General features: G+C 57.2%; 13 protein-coding genes. 2 read left to right on the top strand and 11 right to left on the bottom strand.

Translation table 11 applies throughout. The features are described 5' to 3' along the window. Position 1: 1 nt before the first annotated feature. The 7 genes from G9Q38_RS01705 to G9Q38_RS01675 form a co-directional block, all read right to left on the bottom strand. Positions 2–1243, bottom strand: a complete 1242-nt coding sequence (locus G9Q38_RS01705) for an SDR family NAD(P)-dependent oxidoreductase (protein WP_166127182.1) — start codon at positions 1241–1243, stop codon at positions 2–4. Further along, positions 1240–2415, bottom strand: a complete 1176-nt coding sequence (locus tag G9Q38_RS01700; RefSeq protein ID WP_166127180.1) for a thiolase family protein — start codon at positions 2413–2415, stop codon at positions 1240–1242. Before G9Q38_RS01700 ends, G9Q38_RS01705 begins: the two co-directional genes overlap by 4 nt. After that, complete coding sequence (locus tag G9Q38_RS01695) at positions 2412–4052, bottom strand: AMP-binding protein (RefSeq protein ID WP_228276171.1); 1641 nt, start codon at positions 4050–4052, stop codon at positions 2412–2414. The genes G9Q38_RS01700 and G9Q38_RS01695 overlap by 4 nt, the downstream gene beginning before the upstream one ends. Before the next feature lie 8 nt (positions 4053–4060). Continuing rightward, positions 4061–4555, bottom strand: a complete 495-nt coding sequence (locus G9Q38_RS01690) for an aromatic-ring-hydroxylating dioxygenase subunit beta (protein WP_166127177.1) — start codon at positions 4553–4555, stop codon at positions 4061–4063. Then, entirely contained in the window at positions 4552–5874 is a 1323-nt protein-coding gene (locus G9Q38_RS01685; RefSeq protein WP_166127175.1) for an aromatic ring-hydroxylating dioxygenase subunit alpha, read from the bottom strand. Before G9Q38_RS01685 ends, G9Q38_RS01690 begins: the two co-directional genes overlap by 4 nt. 81 nt (positions 5875–5955) lie before the next feature. Beyond that, a complete protein-coding gene (locus G9Q38_RS01680) occupies positions 5956–7509 on the bottom strand; it encodes an indolepyruvate oxidoreductase subunit beta family protein (protein ID WP_166127172.1) in 1554 nt (517 codons plus the stop codon). 9 nt (positions 7510–7518) lie between these two features. After that, entirely contained in the window at positions 7519–9777 is a 2259-nt protein-coding gene (locus G9Q38_RS01675; protein WP_166127170.1) for a ferredoxin family protein, read from the bottom strand. 153 nt (positions 9778–9930) lie between these two features. Between G9Q38_RS01675 and G9Q38_RS01670 the strand changes: the two genes are divergently transcribed. Together G9Q38_RS01670 and G9Q38_RS01665 are read left to right on the top strand one after the other, a co-directional pair. Continuing rightward, positions 9931–10371, top strand: coding sequence for a MarR family winged helix-turn-helix transcriptional regulator (locus G9Q38_RS01670; protein WP_166127167.1), 441 nt, complete (start codon positions 9931–9933; stop codon positions 10369–10371). A 20-nt stretch (positions 10372–10391) separates the two neighbouring features. Then, positions 10392–10751 (top strand): DUF488 domain-containing protein, encoded by a 360-nt coding sequence (locus G9Q38_RS01665; RefSeq protein ID WP_370523873.1) that lies wholly within the window; start codon positions 10392–10394, stop codon positions 10749–10751. A gap of 10 nt (positions 10752–10761) precedes the next feature. On the opposite strand, the gene G9Q38_RS01660 is transcribed toward G9Q38_RS01665, so the two are convergent. The 4 genes from G9Q38_RS01660 to G9Q38_RS01645 are packed head-to-tail and all read right to left on the bottom strand — an operon-like array spanning position 10762 to position 13798. After that, entirely contained in the window at positions 10762–11733 is a 972-nt protein-coding gene (locus tag G9Q38_RS01660) for an FAD:protein FMN transferase (RefSeq protein WP_166127165.1), read from the bottom strand. 25 nt (positions 11734–11758) lie between these two features. Continuing rightward, positions 11759–12562 carry a DUF4198 domain-containing protein gene (locus G9Q38_RS01655; protein WP_166127163.1) on the bottom strand — a complete coding sequence of 268 codons (804 nt, stop codon included), beginning with the start codon at positions 12560–12562 and terminating at the stop codon, positions 11759–11761. Between the two features lie 59 nt (positions 12563–12621). Beyond that, entirely contained in the window at positions 12622–13137 is a 516-nt protein-coding gene (locus tag G9Q38_RS01650; RefSeq protein ID WP_370523899.1) for a DUF2271 domain-containing protein, read from the bottom strand. Positions 13138–13153: 16 nt separating this feature from the next. Further along, positions 13154–13798, bottom strand: a complete 645-nt coding sequence (locus G9Q38_RS01645; protein WP_166127159.1) for a PepSY-associated TM helix domain-containing protein — start codon at positions 13796–13798, stop codon at positions 13154–13156. Positions 13799–14156: the final 358 nt, after the last annotated feature.

The following is a 14156-nucleotide window of genomic DNA, read 5'->3' as shown; positions in this document are numbered from 1 at the left end:
GTTATTGCCCTAGCTCGCGTTCCAACCCTTTCGGGTTGTCTTTCAGCAGCGCCTGTACTTCCTTGGCTACATCGCCCACATAAACGTCTTCCGTGCCGTCTTGCAATGCCTTTACCAGTGCTTTGGCAATGGCTGCAGGTTGTACGCGTGGCGGTGGCGTGCGTTGTTCCCATTCGTGGTCAACCGGGCCGCTAAACACATTCACCACACGCACACCCGCGGGCCGAAACTCGTTGCGCAGGCATTGGCTGACAGACAGTGCCGCCGCTTGCGAGGTAGACCACATGCCGCGCGAGGGCAGGTTCATGTGCGCATACACAGACAAAATATTCACCCAGGCGACGGCACTGTTCACGCCGTCGGACGCGCGTCCGGCCATGGCGGGGCCGAAATGCTGAGCCAGGCGCATAAGGCCCAGGCAATTGGTGTTCAGCGTGTCGTGGGCTTTCATGAAGTCGCGGTTGAACAGAATGCCGCCCTCGCGTTCATGGTTGGCGGTGTTCACCAGAATCTCGACTTTGCCGCCTATTTCACGCGATATACGCTCGATGGAGTCCATATCGGTTACGTGTAAGGCGTGCACCTGAACACGTTCGTCTTCGCATAGCCGATCAAATGCGGCGTCTTTTTTCCAGACTTCGGGGTCGCCCACGAATACGGTGGTGGCACCGGCGTCCAGCAGGGCCTTTACCACGGCCTGGCCAATGGCGGTTTTGCCGTCGGTGACCAGGGCACGGCGGAATTTGGGATCACAGGTGTTTTCGCGCAGCACGGGATCATCTTCCATGTGGGGGGTGGGCGAAGCAGGCAGGGCCACCATAACAGCCTGGCCGCTGCGATCGAGTTTAAGGCTTAAGCGAACGGGGTCGCCGTCGGTGCAGTCGCCATGGATATGGGCCACTACCGACGGGCCGGCGTTCATGATGACTGTGCCTACACGCCAGGGCAGGCGTTCGCGGAAGTACAAGTCGTTGCTGTGATCCAGCGTGGTGCTTGCCAGCAAGGTGCCCCGCGGGTCGACGGGCGACCATTGCAGTTGTTCCGACAGGCATTCGTGACACACCTCACGCGGTGGGTATTGCACGGCGTTGCACGATTGGCAAACCTGTAGTTTGAACTCACCCTGCGCGGCGGCGGCAGTTAAGCCCAGTGCGCGTCGGCTGCGTGCGCCGGGCGGGTGTGTGGGTTGCCGCGTGCGGGCAACCGGGTTTTTGCGCGGCGGCTTGCGTAAAGGTTCCGTCATGCGTCGCTCCGAGCCAAAATGGCGGCCGCCGTGCACAGGCCGCGGTCGTAATTGATCATGCCAAAGCCGCTTACCAAGCCAACGCGGGCGTTCTCAACCTGGGTTCCGGCGGCTTGGCCCGTGAGCTGACGAATGGCTTCTACGGTACCCAGATAACCACCGGCTGCCCCAGCTTGCCCGGCCGACAATTGCCCGCCGTTGGTGTTGAAAGGAAAGCTGCCGTTAATGGTAAACGTGTTGTCGCGCACGAACTGCGCGGCTTCGCCTTTTTTGCAGAAGCCCAAATCCTCAATTTGCATGAAGTTGATGACGGGGTAGTCGTCGTAAGCCTGCATGAAATCGATGTCTTTGGACGTCACCCCGGCTTGGCCGTATAAGTCGTCGATATCCATCACCCAGCCACCCCGGTACTGGATAGGGTCGGCAGGAAAGGCATTGTGCCGTTCAATGGTGGATAGAATGCGCGCATAGGGCAGGCCCAGTTCCTGCGCTTTCGATTCGCGCATCACCAAGAAGGCATCGGCTCCGGCGCACGGCATGACGCAGTCGAACAGGTGAATGGGGTCGGCAATAACCCGCGCGTTCAAGTATTGCTCAAGCGATAGCGGCTTTTTCATGAGCGCATCGGGGTTGTGCAGAGCGTTGTCGCGTTGGGCCACACACAGTTTGCCGAAGTCTTCGCGCGTGGCGCCGTAGGTGTTCATGTAGTAGCGCGTAAGCAAGGCAAAGCTGGCATTGGGCCCGCCTGCGCCATAGGGGTAGACGGCGTCTTGTGCAAAACGCGAGAACTGGCTGACGGTATTGCGAAACGAGTCAACATGGTTGGCATCGCCGGCAATGCAGGCCACCATGGCGGCATCGCCCGATTGCACGGCGCGGGCTGCGCGGCGCATGCCGACCACGCCGCTGGCGCCGCCCATGGGAATGTGGTCGAGCCAGCGTGGGCTCATGCCGATATGCTGGCACAGCCCCACGGCCGTGTCGGGGGCTAAGGTGAAACTGGACACGCACAGGCCGTCGATATCGGTTTTGCCAACGCCCGCCGACTTCACCAGTTCGCCCAATGCGCGCCCTAACCACCAGTGCGCAGCATGAATGGAATAACGCACGTAAGGGATGGTGACGGGGGCCGTAACCACGATGCCGTCGTAGCCCAGGCGTTGCGTGCTCATGCGGGCTCCTGGCGTTTTTTCATGTGGCAGGTATTCACGCATTCGGGGGTATCGGGCAGCGTGGGCGCCAGTTTTTTCAGTTCACCACGTTGGATTTTATTGGTGGCGGTGAGCGGTAGGGCATCCACAAACGCCACGTAACCCGGTGCTTTGTAATAAGCCAGTTGCGACAACGCCCATTTCACAATGTCGTGCGCGGTTTTTTCGCGGGCGTCGGCGGTATCGACCTGAATGCCTTCAGCAGTCACAATGCAGGCCAATACTTCGTCGCCCCGCACCGCGTCGGGCACGGCGGCCACAGCCGCCGCTTTCACGGCCGGGTGCTGCAATAGCACCGCTTCCACTTCCACGGCGGCAATGTTCTCACCACTGCGGCGAATGACGTTTTTCTTGCGGTCGATAAAGTGCAGGTAGCCGTCGGCATCGCGCCGCACTACGTCGCCGGTATGAAACCAGCCGTCGGCCCAGGCTTCCTGTGTGGCGGCTTCGTCTTTCAGATAGTCGGCAAAAAAACCATAGCGCGGGTTGGCCCCGGCATGGCGCACCAGCAGTTCGGCGTGTTCATCCACGCCGGCATCCTGGCCTGCGTCATTGACCAGTTTTACTTCCACTTCAGGCTGTTCTTTGCCGAAACAGCTTGTGCCGATGTGGCGCGGTTCGTGGTTGGCAATAATTACCGCCCCGGAACCGGTTTCGGTCATGGCCCAGGCTTCCAGCAACGGAAAGCCAAAGCGCTTTTCGAAAGGCTCATGCAAGCTGCGGTCGATGCCCGCGCCGAAACCAAAGCGCACGCTGTGTTGCGTGTCTTGCGCCGAGGGTTCCGCTTTCATGAGGATGGCCGGCATCACGCCCAGGTAGTGAATGACGGTGGCCTTCGATTCGCGCACCGTGTCCCACCAGGAACGGGGGTGGAATCGGTCGAGCACGATCAGGCAGCCACCGGTGGTCACCATGGCCAAGGTGGAGCAGGCCATGGCATTCATGTGCACCAGCGGCAGGGGTGTAAGCATGCGTTCTTTACCCGGCTGCAGCGAGGCCATGCCGCCTACTGTGGCATACCATTGACCGCAATGCAGATAGTATTCATTGGGCAGAATGCAGCCCTTGGGGCGCCCGGTGGTACCCGAGGTATACAACAGTCCGCATTCCGTTTGCGAATTGATTTCCCGGCCTTGCAGGGGCGCGGCGCAGTTGGCCGCAGGAATGGCATCGTCGGGGCCTATTAGTGCTAATGGCCGGTCGGCTTGTTGGGCCGCTTCAGCCAGGCCGGCGTGTCGCTGTGGCAGCGCTACGGCCAGGCAGATTTCCGAATGGCCGATTAAATAGGTAAGCTCAGCCGCCCGCATGTCGGCGTTAATGGGTACGACCGACACGCCCAATGCGTTCAAAGCGAACCAGTGCAGAAAAAACGCGGGCCGGTTTTCCAATAGCAAACCCACGCGGTGGCCGTGGCCGTAACCGGCGTTCTGGTAGGCCAGCTTCAGCGCATCAATGCGATTCAACGCCGCCTGGTAAGTTATTTCACCGGCCGGAATGTCGTAATGCCGGGCGGTTTCCGGCATGACGCATAGAAACGCATTGTTGGGCCATTGCGTGGCCGTTTGGCAAAACGCGTCGTAAACCGTTTTTGTCGACACGAGGGCTCCTACATGAAAAGTTGAATACTGCCCAACGCCGACTCGCAGTTAAGCAGGTCGACACGCTTGCGCCGGATGCGCAACGTATTGTCTTCAACACGCAGTTCGTGGGTGGCCCAACCGGCGTATAGGGTTTGGGTGTCCTGGCGCACTTCAACGTAGTGAAATGCGGTACGTACGACGTATTGGCCTTGATCGGGTTGGTGCGACGTGTGCTGCGTTTCAATTTCCGGGCGCGCCAGCAAATGGTGGCAGCGGCTGCGGGGTTGTTGCGAGTACGTGCGCTGGCCCTTCAAGCGCTCGACCCGAACGCGCAGCAACAGCTTGTCTTCATCCATGAGCGACGTATGCAGGCGCGGGTCGGTTTGATCGTGCGCCAGCGGCATCCAGTAATGGCCGTCGTCGGTGAACAGGTTCAGCCAGTCTTCAAAGCGCTGCTCGTCGAGCATGCGTGCTTCGGCGTACACAAAGTCAATGATGTCCTGATCGGTAAACTGGCTCATGACGCCTCCTTCATGCCGGTGGTCATGTAGTGGGCCCAGGCACGATACTGGTTGCGCATCTGCCACTCGTTGGTGCCGTTGGTGACTTCATTCTTGCGGTTTTCCTCGCCGGGCTCGTACAAGCGAGCCACGTTCACCCAGTCGCGTCCACGCGACATGAGCCCGTGTTGCGCGCGCTCATAGACTTCCTGGTCATCGTGGCCCACCACCGAAGTGGGGGCGTTAATAAGCCGGTTGTACATGACCGTTCGCTCAAGCAGTTTGTCGGGCGCGCCCACCAGACGGAAGGTCCAGGATTCCACCAAGGTTTTGTTTGCCGCAATCGGCTTGAAGATACGCAGGGTTTGAATGGGCCCTTTCACCATAATGTTGGGGAAATAGGTGGTGTTGTGACGCACGTCGCTTAGGATGGCCTTGGCGCGTTCTTCGCCATAGGCCTCGCACATCGCTTCGAAGTAGCCGGGTATTTCCGAGTAGGCCGCATGAATGGAGTTGCTGACCCCGGTGTGCCCGTGGCCATTTTCCCATACTCGAATACCCATGCCTTCAAAGAACTCGTAAGGTGAAACAAAGGGGGCGAATTGTTCCACTGCCATGGGCTTGGGGGTGCCTTCGGGCGCTTCTTCCCAGACTTTTACCGCCGTGCCGGCCGAGGACTCATGCGCAATCATGGGGTGGCATGTGTCGGTTTGGTTGTCGACCAGCATCTTCCAGTTGCAGTGGTGCATGTAGCGCAACACTCCGCCAGCCACTTCCAGCCGGCCTTCCGGTGCGCGGTCGATCATGTTGTCGATCGTGGAAAGTGATTCGCCGAAGAAGTCTTCGAAGCTTTGGCCCTGCGGGTTCAGGCGGCAGAAAATAAAGCCGCGGTAGTTGTGCACGTTTTCAACCGCCGCCATTCCATTCTGAGCTTCGGTTTGGCCGAAAATTTCGGGGTCGTAGCCGCGTTTCAGCGGCAAGGCCAGCAGATCGCCATTCAATCGGAAAGACCAGGCATGGTAAGGGCAGCGCAGAAAGCGTCCTGCGTTGCCATAGGTCTCGTTCACCAGCATGACCCCCTTGTGCGGGCAACGGTTATACAGCACGCGAATGCTGTCGTCGGTATCGCGAATCATCACAACCGATTCGTTACCTACTGTAGTGGTGAAGAAGTCGCCGGCTTTGGGGACTTGGCTGTCGTGCCCTACATAAACCCAGGTGTTGGCGAACAGCTGAGTCATTTCCAGCTCGAAGATTTCGTCGCTGATAAACAGGTCTTTATGCACCTCTGCCGGGCGCACAAGCGCATTGATGGCATCGGGGTTATTGCGATAGGTCATGGCATTACTCCTGTGTCAGGCAGGGCCACATAACAGAAATACGCGCCCGCATACGTTCAATTGCGGGCGCTGCATGTTTTATTAAGCGAAAGCTTGATCCCCTTTTTCCAGCAGGGCATCTAGTTGGTTTCCTTTTTCGTCGGCCAATGCCGCATTGCGTAACGTGCGCAGACGCTCGGCGGCATTGTTCTGGCCGCTTAGGTTGCGCGCTGCGCGAATAAGTTTCTGGTATTTGCTTTGCCCGCGAGCGTGGGTGTCGCTATAGCCTTTCACCAGGCGACGGCAGTTCACAACCTCTACCGCCAGGTCGTAATCGTTCGGGGCGGTTTGCAAGATTAAGTTCAGCCATTCCTGAAAGCCTTGCGTTTCAATTTTGTGGCGCAATGTGGTGCGGCGGAAGCGGCGCATGCCTGCCAGGCCGTACAACATCAGGAAACCGGTCAGCGAGGTGCTGTTCAGGAAGCGGCCTTTGCGGAACAGGGGCTGCAGCCAGCGCTTGAGCGACTCGGAGTTTTCAATGCGCTCACCCAGGAAGGTCGGCATAGTGCCGCAAATTTCCTCGAGCCGGGGATGCATGTACTCGGTGGTGTAAACCAGTTGGTCGGGCTTGGCACGCACCTCGTCGCGTACACGATCGAAGCGCGAGGCGCGGGTTTTCAAATCGGCTACGCGAATGACGTCGTCGTACGCCATGGCGACGGCGACGTAACGGGCGGCCGCTGTGGTTAGTGCCCAGTTTTTACCTTCGCCGCCGTATTGTTTGTCCAGCGCATGAATGCCGCGCATGTGCTCCAGGTATTCCTTGCCGTAGGCTAAATCCTGAAACTCCATGGTGCGTTGCAGGCCCGCTACCAGCATGGGTTGGGCTGCGGGCGCAAAGTTCTGGCGAATGTCATCGAGCAATGCTTTGACGCGCGGGTGTTTGGCGGTATCGGGTACGGCACGTTGCGGGGGTGCGGTGTCGATGGCATCGGGCGTTTCGGGCGCATTTTGGGCGACGTCGTAAGCCAGTGCAAAGGCTTTCAAGCTGGCTTTTACGCCTTTGCCGCCGCTTTCAATGGTGGCTTCGAAGTCTTCGCGCGAGAACGGCAGGGCGCCGCTACCGGCTACCGCACCGAACAGGCTGGCGCTGATGACGCTACCGCCTTGTTCAGCCAGACTTTGCAGGTCGAAACACAGAAACCGTTTGGCGGCCCGCTTGCCGATGTCAATGACTTTGTTGCCATCGACAATGCCGTTGCCTGGAGCCGATTTTTCCAGCACGGCATAAGCGCGGTGCGACGACGAAATAAGGGTGGTGCGGTCGGGCGTGACCAACCCGCGTTGAATCGCGCGCCCGCCTTCCATGAGTTCGGCGGCAATCACCAGGTCGACGTCGCCGGGTGTGGGCATTAGGGCCAGCGCGGGTTGGCGCCCCATTTCCTTAACGGCCTGTTCCGGCAGCAGCTCAAGATAGTAAATCGTGGCGCCCGTGCGCTGGGCCACGCCTGGAACGGAAGTGGTTTGTGCCCACCATCCGGCGTTTTCCGCCATGGTGACGATCCAGTCGGCCAGTACGCCGCCGCCCTGACCGCCCATGGCCAGAACGGCGATTTTGATGGGATTCACGTTATTTTGTGTTGTTTGGCTGGTCATGGTGGTGGCTTACAGTGAGATCTGTTCAAGTTGACGGGAACGGCGCGATTGCAGGAAACCGATGACGCGTTGGCGAACGCGAGACTTGAACATGTCCCACTTGTTCGGGTTGTGCACGATATCGGCGCGGTAGAACGAGGGGCACAGAACCGCCGCGTGCGATACCTCACCGCAGTTTCCGCAACCTACACAGGTGTTGTCGATGTAGGCCACCGGGTCTTCTTTCAACGGGTCGTCGCTGTCTTTGACGGTAAGAGACGGGCAACCGGAAAGACGGATACAGGCGTGGTCGCCGGTGCAAACGTCGCCGTCGACACCGAAACGTTCTTTAACCATTCGCTTGCCTTCTTTCACCGCCTGGTTGAACTGCGGCTTCACGCGGCGCTGTTTATTCAACATGCATTCCGATTGGAGAATAATGACTTTGGGGCCACCTTCTTCGGTTGTTAACGCGTCTTCGAATGTTGCTTGTACTTTCGAGACGGCATAGGTGCGGTCGATAACGCGGACCCATTTCACGCCGACCCCTTTTACCGCTTCAATAATGGGATTGTTGGTTGAACGGTTCGGGTTATTGGCGCGCGAGGAAAGGATGTCTTGCCCGCCTGTTGCAGCCGAATAGTAGTTATCGATAATGACGATTACGCCGTCGTATTTGTTGAATACGGCGTTGCCAATACCCGATGCCAGGCCGTTATGCCAGAAACCACCGTCGCCCATAATGGAAATGGGGCGCTTGGACGATTTCACGTTGAAGGCGGCTGAGCTGGCAGCGCCCAAACCGTAACCCATGGTGGTGGCGCCCAGGTTAAAGGGTGGCAATACCGAGAACAGGTGGCAGCCGATATCACCGGAAATATGATGTTCGCCCAGCTTTTCCTGGGTGAGCTTCAATGCCGAGAAAATCGGCCGTTCGGGACAACCGGTACAGAACCCGGCCGGGCGGGGTGGCACGACCTGCGAAATTTCCTTGGAAAAGCTTTGGAAATGGATAGGCTGTTCTTTCACCGCCGGTTTCGGGCGGGTGACTTCGGCCACTTCCATATCAGGCTGGCTCTGGCCATTGCCGTTGGCTTGGCCATTTCCGCCGTTCGACGCTGCTGCAGGTGTTGTTTCTTCCAGCGTGGGCAACAATTCCGGACGCTGGTTGGTTAGAAACTTCTGCAAGCCGTCACGCATGACGGCGGTGGTGTACTCACCCGCAATGGGTAAGACGTCTTTGCCGGAAATAATGGTGTTGCTGCCCGAATGGCGCAAAATGGTGTTCAGGTTTTGTTCGATGTAATTTGGCTGGCCTTCTTCGTACAGCAATACCGCTTTTTTGTCTTCGCAGAACTTGTTGATTTCGTCGTCGATCACCGGATAGGTGACGTTCATGACATAGATTGGAATGCGGCTGTTGCCGAAATGGTCGGCCAAACCCAGCAACTGCAGGGCGCGGATTGCCCCGTTGTACAGGCCGCCCTGCACGATGATGCCCAGATCTTTGATGTCGCCGTCGTCGAAAACTTCATTCAGCTTTTTCTCTTTAATGAAGTTCACGGCAGCCGGCCAGCGCTCACGAATTTTTTCGTGTTCATGTTCGTAGGCCGCGGGGGGTAGAACGATTCTGCCAGTGTCGCGCTTGGGGCTTTCCAGCGCTTCTGACAACGTATACGCTGGGCGTTTGTTTTCTTTGGTGATGAAGCGGCCGTGCACATGACAGGTGCGAATGCGCAATTGCAAAATAACCGGCGTGTTGCTGGCTTCCGATAACTGGAAACCGTCTTCCACCGCCTGAACCATGCTTTCCAGGTTGGGGCGCGGGTCGAGCAACCAGATTTGCGACTTCATGGCGAACGCGTGCGTGCGTTCCTGCATAATGGATGAGCCTTCGCCGTAGTCTTCACCCACAATGACCAAAGCGCCACCGGTTACACCGCCCGAGGCGAGGTTGGCCAGGGCGTCGGAGGCCACGTTGGTACCCACGGTGGATTTCCACGTTACGGCCCCGCGAATGGGGTACATGACGGAAGCAGACAGCGTGGCGGCGGCCGTGGCTTCAGAGGCACTGGCCTCGAAGTGGACGTCGAGTTCTTCGAGGATATCCTGTGCGTCGGCCAGCACGTCCATTAAGTGCGAAATGGGCGCGCCCTGGTAACCGGCGACATAGCCTACACCCGATTGCAGCAGGGCTTTGGTAACGGCCAGAATACCTTCGCCGCGAAACTCTTCACCGGCGCCAATGCGTAATTGCTGGACTTCTTTCTTGAACGAACGTTCTGCCATGGTAAGACTCCGTTGGCGGTAAAATATGAAAATTCATGTAATAGGGATATTTAATTATATAAAACAATTGCTTGAATATCCGGGCAAACCATTATATTGACTCAGCATACCCCATAACATACGATCTTTTCATTTTAGAGGCTTAAGACTTCAATGGGCGAGCGTTTCGTACACCGCTATCTGGCTTCCGTTTTGGCGCTGGCCAGCCATCGCATTTCGGCGGAGTTTCATGTTGAGGTTCGCAAGGCGGGTCTGACGGTAACCGAATGGCGGATTCTGGGCAGCCTGATTGAAGCCGAAGGTGAAACGGTGGGCGAACTGGCCAAGCTGGCGGTGACCAAGCAGCCCACCTTAAGCAAGGTGTTGCCTGGGCTGGAGTCGAAGGGACTGGTTACGCTGGAAACCTCGCGTGCCGACCGGCGCCATACGCTGGTGCGCATTACACCTAAAGGCACAAAGCTCATTAGCGGGTTGTGCGATCGCGCCATGGCGCATCAGCAGCGCGTACTTAGCAAGTTAGACCCCGATCATGCCGATCGCCTGGTTGAGATGTTGCGCGACATTATTTGGGATCCATCTGAACGAGCACAATGAAAAGCGTGACGGATATTCGCATGAAGCGTGTTTACGACGAGCCTTCGCACACAGACGGCTTTCGTGTGCTGGTCGACCGCCTGTGGCCGCGCGGTGTGCGTAAGGAGGACCTGCCCTACGATGTGTGGTGCAAGGCGTTGGCGCCGTCTGCAGATTTACGGCGTTGGTTCGGCCACAAGGCGGACCGCTGGGACGAATTTCGTGATGCCTACCTGCATGAGTTGAATGCATCCGATCAGCAAGCCGCAATCAAAGATCTGGGGGCGCAGGCAGGTAAGGCAGGGTATCGGCGCATTACGTTGCTCTATGCGGCGCGTGATCCCAAGCTGAATCATGCCGTTATTCTGGCAAACGTGTTACGGCAGGTGTTAATCGATTAAGCGGTGTGTTTTAGGGTTGGCGCGCCATGGTTTCAGTGCACTCTTGGTGGGCACCTTCGGCGCCCGCATGGGCTTCGAATTGCGGCGTGAATTTCACTTCGTAATCGTTGTGACGACGAATGTAAAACAGCACGGCCAATGCGTGTTCCAGTGCGAATTTCCACCCGTTTTCCGGCCCCAGGCATTGTATGGCGGTAGCCAACGCATCGGCCTGCATGGCGCTTTCATGGATGACACTGACAGCAGCGAGTTTGTTTGCAATGGGTTGGCCGGTGCGGCCATCCAGCGTGTGGCTGTATTGGATACGGTTGTGCGTGAAGTTGCGCAGGTAATCGCCCGACGTGGCCAATGAGGCATTTTTCAGCAAAATGGGAAGCGCCGGGTTGGGGTTTTTCGATTCCAGGTTGTCGGCATGCGGATGCATAATGTCCACGCGCCAGGCGTGCAGGGTGTGCGCATTGCCGCGTGCTTTTATTTCTCCACCCAGCTCGACCAGGTAATGATCAATGCCGGCGTCGTCCATGATGCGTGCCATTTCGTCAACGGCGTAGCCTTTGGCAATCGAGGAAAAATCAAAATGCACGCCGCCGGGCTGCCAAAGGGCTTGGTGCTGTCGATTTAAAACGGTTTTGCGCCAGCCACTGCGTAATAAGGCAGTGCGCAGGGCCTGGCCATGGGGAGGCGTTGCAACGGGCCCCATTGAACCAAAGCCCCATAAGTTAATCAACTCACCGAGTGTGGGGTCAAACGCCCCTTGTGTTTGTTCGGCCAGTGTCAATGCGGCGTCGAGCACGGTGCAGAACTCGTCGGGCACCGCATACCAGCCTTTTTCGGCTGCGTTGATTTTGCTGATCAGGCTGCGTGTATCCCAGGTGCTCATTTGCGCGTTGATCTCTAACAGGCGGGAATCAAGGCGCACTTGCAAGGCCGTAAATTCGGGTGAGGTGGGCGCGGAAAATTGCACCGACCAGGTGGTGCCCATGCTTAGGCCACTTAGGCAGTAACGATTATTCAGGCAACACCTCCAGCGTGGCGGTGTAGGAAAGGTTGCGTGATTGCGCCTGGGGTACCGATGTTTTATTGTCGCGATGTTCAAAATGAAGCCAGTATTGTCCTGCGTTGGGCCAGGTAACTTCGAACTCCCCATTTTCGTTGGTCGTTGTGATTATTTCTTTTATCTGATTGCGATAGCGCTGTCCGCCGGGCACCAGTTCCACCTCAACGTTGGGTAAAGGCCGGCCGTCGAGCGTTACGATAAAAATGGCTGTTTCATTAGTGAATAAATCATTTGGATGCGTTAGCGGACGAATGCCCAGGCCGCTTTCAGGCGCTTCAATGGGCGTGGGCCTTCCTTGGGTCACAAACGTTTCAACACGGCTGCCACGCTGCAGAATGCGCAGGTCATCCGCTTTTGAAGGCACTTTTCCGGCCAATTCGGCCGCTGTACCGAACCAGCGCTTGTCTTCACCATTCTCTTTCCATAGAGCCATCACACCGTCATTCACCGCCGCGATGCGATAGGTGCCCGCTTCGGGCAGTTTGAGGTCGAAGCTGCTACGCAACTTGCCGATGTGTGGGTTTTGCGGCTTCAGCGTGGCCCCGTTCGGCCCCGTAATAATCAGGTTGGCTAAGCGCAACGGGCGGTGGTTGAAATGAAACTTGTCGTTGCTGACGGCGCCGTCGAAAGTGACCCAGCTATCGTTTCCCGACAGAACGGTGGATGAAGGGAGTAGCCAGAAGTCGTGTGCTGCACTTATTGTGGGTAGGGATAGGGCCGTGGTGAGTAATGAGATGGCGAGCACTTTTTTCATGAGGGATTCCGAAAATGAAAATTGAAAAGGTTGAGTGAGGGCATGGGTTCCAGCCTCGCTTAGGGCGAGGCCTTAAGCGATATCTCGCCCAGTTCGTGTTTGCCGTTTTGTTGTTCCGCCACCGCTTTTTCCAACGGCCACGGCAAAGGCAGGCGAATCAGTTCGCGCCCGCCTTTTTCGCGCGCGGCCTCAACTACTACTTCGTAATGACCCGCGGGGAGGTTTTGCAACGCGGGGGCATCGGCGGCAATGGTGATGTTGTGCTTGCCTACAGGGCGTGTGGCACTGCTCACGCCGTCTGCGGGCGTGTCTTGGTAACGCCCGCTTAAGCGCCACCATTGGCGCAAGTCTTTCAGCCATGTGCGACCTTCATCGTCGGCCATTTGGGTGTCGTACCAAAGGGCGAGATCGCGCACCACTTTGCGGTCGTCGCTTTCCAGCCAAACAGCTACATAAGGCCGGTGGTATTCGGCTGTATCAATGCGTGGCAAGGTCAGGTCGAGCGAGAGTTCGCCGGCCAAAGCCGTGCCGGCGGGAAAGGCGGAGGCTAGAGCAAGCAGCGTGACGGTGTTCAGATGACGTTTCATGAGTTCAATGCACCAGTAGCAACATAAGAAGAATTGGGATGAGCAGACCGACGCCGGTAATCGGCCAGGTCAGGGGGCGATGTTTGCCGTGCAGCTTCAGCAGGAATAAACCGGTTGTGGCAAAAATCAGGCTGGCAACGGCGAACAAATCAATAAACCATTTCCACGCCGTGCCGGTGTGCCGCCCCTTGTGCAGATCATTCAAGTACGCCACCCAGCCGCGTTGCGTGCGTTCGTACTCCAGGTCGCCCGACGTGAGGTCCAGTGCCAGCCAGGCGTCGCCGCCCGGTTCGGGCAGCGACAAATAAATTTCGGTTTCCGAAAACTCTGCCGGGCGGGAGCCGATACGAATGTGGAGGGCCTGATCGAGCCATTGTTCGACTTGCTTGGGTAACGGGGCAACGTAGGGTAATGCCTCGGTCGATTGTCTCACCAGGTTATTCAGGCTCTGCGTGATGTCGGCTGGGACGGTGAGCTGTTCCTGCCGCGTTTCAATTTGCCCGCCGAACCATGACGCGTTGTTTAGGGTGATACCCGTTATAGAGAATAAAAGTAAGCCGGCCAGACATAAAGCAGAACTGATCCAGTGCCATTGGTGTAGTTGCTTAAGCCAGAAGGCGCGGGGGCGGGAGAGGAATGATGCGGCCATGCAAAATGAATGCGACTGTTATTGTAAGTAGTATGTAATTTCGATATTTTATATTAAATAAGAATAGTTATCATCATTGTTTGCAATATAATTGTTTCGGTCAGTTTCTGTGCCAATCCGGTGCGAAATGCGGTGCTTTTTTGCACAAAACCTGTGCGGGAAAAGGGGGCGCGGAATCAAGGACAGCGTTAGAAAAAAGGCGTTAAAGCCATAAGTGCCTGAAATATTAGGGGTATGTGAGTCATGCCAACCGAGGCGACCTTATTGGCATAAAAATTGCTTAATTCAAAGTGGGGCAACGTGTTTTCCGCACGACTGGGTCGGAATGCATCGCGCCTCTGGCCTGATGGCCACACGA

It is taken from the genome of Pusillimonas sp. DMV24BSW_D (assembly GCF_011388195.1).
Classification (GTDB): domain Bacteria; phylum Pseudomonadota; class Gammaproteobacteria; order Burkholderiales; family Burkholderiaceae_B; genus Neopusillimonas; species Neopusillimonas aestuarii.
The sequence above is the reverse complement of the archived record's forward strand: the minus strand, read 5'-3'. Positions and strand labels throughout refer to the sequence as shown.